8 protein-coding genes are annotated in these 9372 nt (G+C 74.6%); 4 read left to right on the top strand and 4 right to left on the bottom strand.

All coding sequences use genetic code 11. The features are described 5' to 3' along the window. Window positions 1-268 precede the first annotated feature (268 nt). Complete coding sequence (locus C6N75_RS16575) at window positions 269-1618, top strand: nucleobase:cation symporter-2 family protein (protein ID WP_105869685.1); 1350 nt, start codon at window positions 269-271, stop codon at window positions 1616-1618. A 389-nt stretch (window positions 1619-2007) separates the two neighbouring features. Continuing rightward, window positions 2008-2928, top strand: a complete 921-nt coding sequence (locus C6N75_RS16570) for a GNAT family N-acetyltransferase (RefSeq protein WP_105869683.1) — start codon at window positions 2008-2010, stop codon at window positions 2926-2928. A 25-nt stretch (window positions 2929-2953) separates the two neighbouring features. Here C6N75_RS16570 and C6N75_RS16565 read toward each other — a convergent pair whose 3' ends face one another. Together C6N75_RS16565 and C6N75_RS16560 are read right to left on the bottom strand one after the other, a co-directional pair. Further along, on the bottom strand, window positions 2954-3607 hold the full coding sequence (locus tag C6N75_RS16565; protein ID WP_105869682.1) for a TIGR03086 family metal-binding protein: 654 nt from the start codon (window positions 3605-3607) through the stop codon (window positions 2954-2956). A gap of 299 nt (window positions 3608-3906) precedes the next feature. Further along, complete coding sequence (locus tag C6N75_RS16560; protein ID WP_105869681.1) at window positions 3907-4560, bottom strand: hypothetical protein; 654 nt, start codon at window positions 4558-4560, stop codon at window positions 3907-3909. A 205-nt stretch (window positions 4561-4765) separates the two neighbouring features. Here C6N75_RS16560 and C6N75_RS16555 point away from each other — a divergent pair, with 205 nt between their 5' ends. Continuing rightward, window positions 4766-5740, top strand: a complete 975-nt coding sequence (locus tag C6N75_RS16555; protein WP_105869680.1) for a fibronectin type III domain-containing protein — start codon at window positions 4766-4768, stop codon at window positions 5738-5740. Window positions 5741-5803: 63 nt separating this feature from the next. Here C6N75_RS16555 and aceB read toward each other — a convergent pair whose 3' ends face one another. Both aceB and C6N75_RS16545 read right to left on the bottom strand, forming a co-directional pair. Then, window positions 5804-7429 carry a malate synthase A gene (aceB, locus tag C6N75_RS16550; protein WP_105869679.1) on the bottom strand — a complete coding sequence of 542 codons (1626 nt, stop codon included), beginning with the start codon at window positions 7427-7429 and terminating at the stop codon, window positions 5804-5806. 261 nt (window positions 7430-7690) lie between these two features. Beyond that, the gene (locus tag C6N75_RS16545; protein ID WP_105869684.1) at window positions 7691-8305 is read right to left on the bottom strand and encodes a nucleotidyltransferase family protein; all 615 of its coding nucleotides are present in this window, start codon (window positions 8303-8305) and stop codon (window positions 7691-7693) included. A 146-nt stretch (window positions 8306-8451) separates the two neighbouring features. On the opposite strand from C6N75_RS16545, the gene C6N75_RS16540 reads away from it, so the two are divergent. Further along, the coding region (locus C6N75_RS16540; RefSeq protein ID WP_146132582.1) for a serine/threonine-protein kinase at window positions 8452-9372 on the top strand (921 nt) is incomplete at its 3' end.

Here is a 9372-nt window from a genome sequence, read left to right as displayed (position 1 = left end):
CATACGGGCCCGCCCCACCCCCCGGCACGGTGAACGTGTCGGCCCCCCACCACGGCACCACGACACACGGGCGCACCACCAGCACCACCTCCCTGAAGCCGCGTCCAGCGCGACGCGAAAATCGACCGGAGGAGCCGACATGGCCCCTGAGCCCAACCCCCGCAGCGGCGACGAGTCCCCCGCCGCCCCGGGCAACACCGCCGCCGACCTCGAAGCACCCGACACGGAGCGCAAGCACCCGGTCGACGAAGTCCTGCCGCCCCTGAAGATGGCCACCAGCGGCCTCCAGCACGTGGCCGCGATGTACGCGGGCGTGGTGGCCCCGCCGCTCATCGTCGGCGCCGCCGTGGGGCTGTCCCCCACCGAGCTGACCTTCCTGACCGGCGCCAGCCTCTTCACCGCGGGCCTGGCCACCTTCCTTCAGACCCTCGGCGTGTGGAAGATCGGCGCCCGGCTGCCGTTCGTCAACGGCGTCACCTTCGCCGGCGTCGCCCCGATGCTCGCCATCATCGACACCACCGAGAACAAGGCCGACGCCCTCCCCGTCATCTTCGGCGCGGTCATCGTCGCCGGTCTGCTCGGCTTCATCGCCGCGCCCTACTTCAGCAAGCTGGTCCGGTTCTTCCCGCCGGTCGTCACCGGCACCGTGATCACCCTGATCGGCATCTCGCTGCTGCCCGTCGCCTTCGGCTGGGCCCAGGGACCCAACCCCGGCGCCGACGACTACGGTTCCACCACCTACCTCGGTCTGGCCGGCATCACCCTGGTCATCGTGCTGCTGCTGCGCCGCTTCACCCGCGGCTTCCTCAAGCAGATCGCCGTCCTGGTCGGCCTGGTCCTCGGCACCCTGATCGCCATGCCCTTCGGCGTCACCGACTTCAGCCCCGTCACCGAGGCGGACATCGTCGGCTTCCCCACGCCGTTCCACTTCGGCGCCCCGCAGTTCGCCGCCGCCGCCATCATCTCGATGTGCGTGGTGATGCTCGTGTCGATGACCGAGTCCACCGCCGACATGCTCGCCCTCGGCGAGATCGTCGACCGGCCCGCGAACGAGAAGACCATCGCCGGCGGACTGCGCGCCGACACCCTCGGCTCGGCGATCAGCCCGCTGTTCAACGGCTTCATCTGTAGCGCCTTCGCCCAGAACATCGGCCTGGTCGCGATGACCCGGATCCGCAGCCGGTTCGTGGTCGCCTGCGGCGGCGGCTTCCTGGTCCTGATGGGCCTGTCCCCGGTCGCCGCCTCGCTGATCTCCGTCGTCCCCCGGCCGGTGCTCGGCGGCGCGGGTGTCGTGCTGTTCGGCTCGGTCGCCGCCAGCGGCATCCAGACCCTGGTCCGGGCCGGCCTGGAGAAGGACAACAACGTCCTGATCGTGGCCGTCTCGCTGGCCGTCGGCATCATCCCGATCACCGCGCCGGAGTTCTACCACTCCTTCCCGGAGACCGCGAAGATCATCCTGGACTCCGGGATCTCCACCGGCTGCGTGATGGCCGTGCTGCTCAACCTCGTCTTCAACCACCTCGGCCGGCGCCGGGACGACGACGAGGTCACCGCTCCCATGGAGCCCGGCCAGGAGATCGGCGAGAGCCGCACCCGGCCGGCCGCGCCCGTCCACTGACCCAGCCGCTCCCCTGGGGGCGGGCCCGGCGACCACCGCCGCGCCCGCCCCCCAGGCGCGTCCGGACCCGAGGCGCGTCCGGACCCGAGGACGTCCGGCGGGCGGCCCGGCGCGGCGCGCCCCGGACGGTCCGAACCCCCGGGCGGCCCGCCCCGGACGCCCCAGGCGGCCCGGCGACCCGGGCGGCAAGATCGGCAAACCGGTGGACGCGGTGCATTGCCCACCGCTAGCGTGTCCATGACGCCCGCACGGACCGGAAGGAGGCGAGCCGACATGTCCACCCCTGTCATCACGCGCTCCCCCTCCCACTCCCCGGCGCACACGGCCTGACGCGACGATCCGTCCGGCCCGGGAGCGCGCCCCGCCTTCCCGTCCCCGGAGGACATCCCGTGACCGACCTGGTCATCCGCGCGCTCGACGCGAGCGACGCCCACCTGTTCGACACCCTGCCCGACCCCCTCGACGCCGCTTCGGCCCACGCCCGCACCACCCACCGCCCCGACTGGAAGCGGATCGCCCTGCGCGGCGACCGCGTCGTCGCCCGCGGCGCCTGGTGGGGCGGCCCCCACGACACCTCGCCCGTGAACGTCAACTGGTTCGACGTCGCCGAGGGCGAGGAGGAGGCCGGCGCCGAACTGCTGCGCACCGCCCCGCACCGGGTCGAGCTCGAACTCAACCTCCCTTCCGGCTGGCGCGACGACCCGGCCACCCGCGCGGCTGGCGAGACCCGGCTGCGCGCCGCCCGAGCCGCCGGCTACCAGGTGCTGGTCGAACGCTTCATGTACCGCTGGACCCCCGCGTCCGGCCTGCCCCCGCGCCCCGGCCGACTGACCTGCGCCCCCGAACCGGACGACGAGGTCTTCCTCGACGCCCTGCGCCGCATCCACTCCGCCACCCTGGACGCGCACGCCCTGCGCGCCATCGCCGAGGGCGGCCTGGAGCAGGCGGCCCGCGAGGAGCTGGACTTCTTCCACTGGTGCCCCTCGCCGCGCGAGTGGTGGCAGGTCGCCCACGCCCCGGACGGCACCCTCGCGGGCATCCACATCCCCGCGCACAACCCGTCCGGCCCCTGCGTCGGCTTCATCGGCGTCCTGCCCGAGCACCGAGGCCACGGCTACGCCGCCGACCTGCTGGCCGAGTGCACCCACTACCTGGTGGAGCGGGGCGCCGACGCCATCGCCGCCGCCACCGACCAGGGCAACATCCCGATGGCCACGGCCTTCGCCCGAGCCGGCTACCCGGTGGTCCGCGAGCGCATCAACCTGGTCCCCAGCCAGGACGACGCCCGACCGGGCCAGGGCGACGCCTGACCCCCTTGCCGCGTGAGGGGCGGGTTCAGCCGGCCGGCCGCCAGTCCGGGCGGCGCCCGCTCAGGCCGATCACCCGGTCCAGCAGCGGTGCGTCGTCCGGCACCGGCACCGGCGGTCCGAAGATGGCGTCGGCTCCGCCATCCCCCTCTCCGCCGCTGTCGCCGCCACCGTCCCCCTCTCCGCCGCCGGCGGGCGGCGACAGCAGCGCGTAGGACGACTTCAGCGCCTCCTCGTCCGCCGTGTACGGCTGGCCGGTGGCCCGGGCCAGGTCCCAGCCGTGCACCACCACTTCGTTGAGCGCGACCATCCCGGCCACCTCGCCCGTCAGGTCCACCCCGCCGGCCCGGGTGAGGCCCTGCCACGCCTCCGGTGAGCGCCAGGAGTCCGCCAGCTCCCCGAGGACCCGGGGAAGAGCGGTGCGCCAGTCGGCGGAGAGCACCGGTCGGGCCGACCCCGGGTCGGTGTCCGTGGTCGGGCCCAGGTCCTTGCGGGCGGCGTCCCGGAAGGCGACGGCCAGGCCCTGGAGATGGGCGAGCAGCTCGCGTACCGCGTAATCCGGGCAGGGCGTGGGGCCGTCCAGCCGCTCCTCGGAGACGCCGTCGAGCAGCGCGGCCACCTCCCGGGTGGCCGGGCCGAGGTCGAGCAGGGCGGTGGCAGGGGTGTCGGTGTGCGAGTCCATGGCAGTGCAGACCGCTCGCGCGGACTGAACTCATCGGCCCAGGCCCCCCGGGCTCATCGGCCCAGGCCCCGGAGCCGCCGCAGGCCGCCCCGGGCTCCCCGCCGCGGGCCGCTCCGAAGCCGCCGCAGGCCACCCCGGACTCTCGCCGCAGGCCGCCCCGGAGCCGCCGCGGGCCGCCCCGGGCTCCCCGCCGCGGGCCACCTCGGACTCATCGGCCCAGGCCCCCGAGCCGCCGTGCGCCGCCGCAGGCCGCCCGGGACTCTTCGGCGCGGAGAGGCCCGCAGCCGCCGCGGGCCGGCTCATCGCAGCCGCCGCCGGCACTCGGCCGCCAGATGCGGGTACGCGGCCGCGACGGCCTCCAGCAGGCGGCGGTGGAGCAGCCGTTCCGCCTCGGCCCGGCCGACGCCGCCGTGCAGCCCGTCCAGCAGCACGTCGTACCGGCTCAGCGCGTGCCGCAGATAGTCGACCTGCCACCGCACCAGCGCCCCCGGCGGTCCGACCCGGGCCACCGGGTCACCCGGCGGCCGGGTCCGGGCCCTCGGGGCGCCGGACGGCCCTCTCGCCGCCGCTCCCGGCGGCCCGGCGGCCGCCCCCGGTCCCGCCCCCGCCAGGACGCGCCGGTGGCTGGCGGCCCGGCGCTCCAGCTCGGGCACCGGCAGGACCGGCACCCGGACGGGCTCCGCCCGGACCGCGGCCAGCACCGCCTGGCGCCGCCGCTCGGCGGCCGCCCGCGCGGCCGCGCCCGGCCCGGCCTGCGCGCACCGGGCGAACTCCGGCGACCGCTCCACCGCCTCCACCCGGGCCAGCAGATAGAGCCGCACCGGCGCTACCGACCGCCGCCGCGGGTCGCGCCCCTGGACGTCCGGCCAGCCCAGCAGCGCCCGGACCATGCCGTCCGACCAGCCGCGCCCGCGCAGTCCGTCGGCGCGCAGATAGGTCATGCGGTCAGCCATCGGATCCCCCGATCCTCGTACCGAATCATCACGGAGAGTGACGAGATCCAGTGAAGCACCCCGCACTGACAACGCATCGCGCCCGCACGCGATCCACTTCCCGACGGGGTCTTGAATCCCCGGCTCCGGATGTGGCATACAGGTCTCCGGCCTATAGGTCTGGACCAATCCCGGCCCGTGCCCGCCGAGACCCGGAGGCGCCACCGTGCGACGTACCCTCGCCCTGTCCGCCGTCCCGGCCTGCGTGGCGGCGCTGCTGCTGGCCGGCTGCTCCGGCGGCGCCGACGCGGCGCCGAAGGACACCGAACCGCCCGCCGTGCCCGCCGGGGTCACCGTCCAGGCGAGCAGCGCCACGTCGGCGCACGTGATGTGGGAGCGGGCGGCGGACGCCGAAGGGGTCGCCGGATACGAGGTGTTCCAGCGCGGGGCCAGGGTCAAGGCGCTGCCCGCCGCGAAGACCATGGTGGACGTGGAGAGCCTCACGCCCGGCACCGCCTACGAGTTCACCGTGCGCGCCAAGGACGCCGCCGGGAACCTCTCCGCCCCCAGCAAGGCCGTCTCCGTCACCACACCGCAGCCGAAGCCGGACGACCGTCGGCCGCCGAGCGTCCCGGGCGCCCCGCGCGGCACGGTGGAGTCCTCCCGCGCGGTGACCCTGAGCTGGCGCGCCGCCGAGGACGACACCGGCGTCACCGCGTACGACGTCTACCAGGAGGACTCGCGGATCCACAGCGTCCCGGGCACGGCGACCTCGGCCCGGGTGGAGGGGCTGCGGCCCGGCCAGGTCTACAGCTTCACCGTGCGGGCCCGGGACGCCGCCGACAACTCCTCGCCGGACAGCGCCGTGGTGGACCTGACCACCCGCCAGGGCCCCGGCGGCGACGCCCCGACCGCGCCCACCGGGCTGACCGCCACCCCGGGCAAGGGCGAGGTGGTGCTGCGCTGGACCCCGCCGGAGACCGGCGGCCCGGTCACCGAGCACCAGCTCTACCTGAACGGGAAGTTCGCCACCACCATCGTCTGGGGCGGCGAGCCGCCCGCCGGGCGGGCGGCGTACACCTTCGCCGTCAGCGACCCGCCGGGCACCCGCTACAGCGTCAAGATCCGGGCCAAGCTGCCCGACGGCGCCTGGGGCGACTTCTCCGCCCAGCGCACGGTCGTCATCCCGCCCGGCACCTGACAGCGCTCCGCCCCCGGGCGCTGTGCGGTGCCAGGGGGCGGAGCGGCGGTGCCGTGACGGACGTCAGCCGACGAGCTGCTCGTACGCCGGGAGGGTGAGGAAGTCGGCGTAGTCCTCGTCCAGCGAGACCTTCAGCAGCAGGTCGTGCGCCTGCTGCCAGCGGCCCGCGGTGAACGCCTCCTCGCCGATCTCGGCGCGGATGGCGGCCAGTTCCTCGGCCGCGACCGTGCGGGCCAGCTCCGGAGTGGCCTTCTCGCCGTTCTCGAAGACCACGCCCGCGTTGATCCACTGCCAGATCTGCGAGCGGGAGATCTCGGCGGTCGCCGCGTCCTCCATCAGGTTGAAGATGGCCACCGCGCCCAGGCCGCGCAGCCACGCCTCGATGTAGCGGATGCCGACCTGCACGGCGTTGCGCAGCCCGTCGTACGTCGGGCGGGCGTCCAGCGAGTCGATGGCGATCAGGTCGCCGGCCGCCACCGAGACGTCCTCGCGCAGCCGGTCCTTCTGGTTCGGCCTGTCGCCGAGGACCGCGTCGAAGGAGGCCATGGCGATCGGCACCAGGTCCGGGTGGGCGACCCAGGAGCCGTCGAAGCCGTCGCCGGCCTCGCGGTCCTTGTCGGCCTTGACCTTCTCGAAGGCGACCTTGTTGACCTCGGCGTCCTTGCGGGACGGGATGAAGGCCGCCATGCCGCCGATGGCGTGCGCGCCGCGCTTGTGGCAGGTGCGCACCAGCAGCTCGGTGTACGCCCGCATGAACGGGGCGGTCATGGTCACCGCGTTGCGGTCCGGCAGGACGAACCGCGCCCCGCCGTCGCGGAAGTTCTTCACAATGGAGAACAGGTAGTCCCAGCGGCCCGCGTTGAGCCCGGCGGCGTGGTCCCGCAGCTCGTAGAGGATCTCCTCCATCTCGTACGCGGCGGTGATCGTCTCGATCAGCACGGTGGCGCGCACGGTGCCCTGCGGGATGCCGACGTAGTCCTGGGCGAAGACGAAGATCTCGTTCCAGAGGCGCGCCTCCAGGTGCGACTCCGTCTTCGGGAGGTAGAAGTACGGGCCCTTGCCGAGGTCGATCAGGCGCTGGGCGTTGTGGAAGAAGTACAGGCCGAAGTCGACCAGGGCGCCGGGCACCGGGCGGCCGTCCACGGTGAGGTGGCGCTCCTCCAGGTGCCAGCCGCGCGGCCGCATCACGACGGTGGCCAGCTCGGCGGCGTCCCTGAGGGCGTAGGACTTGCCGCTGCGCGGGTCGGTGAAGTCGATCTTCCGCTCGTAGGCGTCGATCAGGTTGAGCTGGCCCAGGACGACGTTCTCCCAGGTCGGGGCGGAGGCGTCCTCGAAGTCGGCGAGCCAGACCTTCGCCCCGGAGTTGAGGGCGTTGATCGTCATCTTGCGGTCGGTCGGGCCGGTGATCTCGACCCGGCGGTCCCGCAGCGCGGCGGGCGCGGGGGCCACCTTCCAGCTCTCGTCCTCGCGGAGCTGTGCGGTCTCCGGGAGGAAGTCGAGGGTGCTGGTGCGGGCGATCTCCGCGCGGCGCTCCGCCCGGCGGGCGAGCAGCTCGTCGCGCCGGGGGGTGAACCGGCGGTGCAGCTCGGCCACGAAGGCCAGGGCGGCTTCGCTGAGCACCTCGTCCTGCCGGGGGAGGGGCTCGGCGGCTTCGACGGTCGCCAGCGGGGTCGGCGCTGGTGCGGACATGAGCTGTCACTTCCTTCAGCGGGGCATGGGCGCGGCGCCGAGCGATGACCGCCGGGGCGTCGTCGCACGGCACTGAGTGCCGCGCGCGCCGGGATGCGGCCACGGGCGCCTTCTGACGTACAGACGCTTCTGATCAGTGGATACTAGTTTCCTTATGGTGGAAGTTCAATGGTTGTTTGATGTCGAGATTCTCCGAGTCGACAGAATGTGGCGCTCGGTGCCACGCCACTCACCCGCCGCAGCCGGGCCCGCGCCGACCGCTCAGGCCAGCCGCCGCAGGTCCTCCGGCGTGTCGATGTCGTACGGCTCCGCGAGGTCCCCGCACTCCACCAGCGTGATCGCCGGCTCGTGCTCCCTCAGATAGGCGCGTGCCCCGCGGTCGCCCGAGGCACTCGCCGCCACCGCCGCCCACCGGTCCGCGCCCAGCAGCACCGGATGCCCCCGCCGGCCGTCGTACGCGGCCGCCGCCAGCGACATCCGGGAGCGGTACGCCGCGGCCACCCGCCCCATCGCCGCCGCGCCGATCCCCGGCTGGTCCACCAGCGACACCAGCACCGCGTCCGCCTCCGTCCCGGCCAGCGAGCCGAGCCCGGCCCGCAGCGACGAACCCATGCCCCGCTCCCAGTCCGGGTTGTCCACCAGCACGCAGCCGGGCAGCGCCGCCCGCTCCCGTACCGCCTGCGCCGCGGCCCCCAGCACCACGTGCACCCGCTCGCAGCCGGCCGCCCGCAGCACCCCTGCCGCGTGCTCCACCAGCGGCCGCCCCCGGTGCTCCAGCAGCGCCTTGGGCCTGCCGCCCAGCCGCCGTCCGCCGCCGGCCGCCAGCAGCAGCCCCGCGATCCGCGCGGGCGTTTCCTCGGTCGTCGTCTCACTCATGACGCCGTGCATACCGCATGGCCCGCGGAGGGCCTCTCCGGCTCGGCTAAGGTGCGGTAGCCCAGACGCGCGCACGCGGGAACGCGGACGCGCGCGGACACGGGAACGCAGGACAACGCACCGACGCCGTATGGGGGAAGCGAACGATGAGTGGTGGTCCGTCAGGTCAGGGCGACGCCGTCTTCCAGCCACTGGAGGAGGACGACCCGCGCGCCGTCGCCGGATACCGGCTGGCCGCCCGGCTCGGCGCCGGCGGCATGGGCAAGGTCTACCTGTCGTACACGCCGGGCGGCCGCCCCGTCGCCATCAAGGTGATCCGGCCCGACTTCGCCGAGGACGCGGAGTTCCGCCGCCGCTTCGCCCAGGAGGTGCACTCCGCGCAGCGCGTCCAGGGCCTCTACACCGCGCCGGTGATCGACGCCGACGCCGAGGCCCGCCAGCCCTGGCTGGCCACCGCCTACGTCCCCGGGCCCTCGCTCGCCGCCGCCGTCCAGAGCCACGGCCGGCTCCCGGTGGAGACCGTCCTGCTGCTCACCGCCGGCATCGCCGAGGCCCTCGCGGTCATCCACGGCGCCGGCATCGTGCACCGCGACCTCAAGCCCGCCAACGTGCTGCTGGCCGCCGACGGACCGCGGGTCATCGACTTCGGCATCGCCCGCGCCGCCGACGCCACCTCGCTCACCGGCAGCGGCGTCACCATCGGCACCCCCTCCTTCATGGCGCCCGAGCAGGCCGCCGGCCAGGCCGTCACCTCCGCCACCGACATCTTCGCGCTGGGCCAGATCACCGCCTACGCGGCCGTCGGCACCCCCGCGTTCGGCGAGGGCACCTCGCACGGCGTGCTCTACCGGATCGTCCACGAGGAACCCCGGCTGGACGACCTGCCCGAGCCGCTGCGCGAGCTGGTCACCCGGTGCCTGGCCAAGGATCCGGCCGCCCGGCCCACCGTGGCCGAGGTGCTCACGCTGTGCCGGAGCGCCAACGGCGAGACCGCGCTGCGCCGCCCCGAGCGCTGGCTGCCCGGCGCGGTCTCGCCGTTGGCGCTCCGGCACAGCGTGAGCCCCTCG

It is taken from the genome of Streptomyces solincola (assembly GCF_002982015.1).
Lineage (GTDB): Bacteria > Actinomycetota > Actinomycetes > Streptomycetales > Streptomycetaceae > Streptomyces > Streptomyces solincola.
The sequence above is the reverse complement of the archived record's forward strand: the minus strand, read 5'-3'. Positions and strand labels throughout refer to the sequence as shown.

Coding starts and splice junctions, on each gene's coding strand:
- aceB (WP_105869679.1), bottom strand. CDS start 7,429: ATGTCCGCACCAGCGCCGACCCCGCTGGCGACCGTCGAAGCCGCCGAG.
- C6N75_RS16575 (WP_105869685.1), top strand. CDS start 269: ATGGCCACCAGCGGCCTCCAGCACGTGGCCGCGATGTACGCGGGCGTG.
- C6N75_RS16560 (WP_105869681.1), bottom strand. CDS start 4,560: ATGGCTGACCGCATGACCTATCTGCGCGCCGACGGACTGCGCGGGCGC.
- C6N75_RS16545 (WP_105869684.1), bottom strand. CDS start 8,305: ATGAGTGAGACGACGACCGAGGAAACGCCCGCGCGGATCGCGGGGCTG.
- C6N75_RS16565 (WP_105869682.1), bottom strand. CDS start 3,607: ATGGACTCGCACACCGACACCCCTGCCACCGCCCTGCTCGACCTCGGC.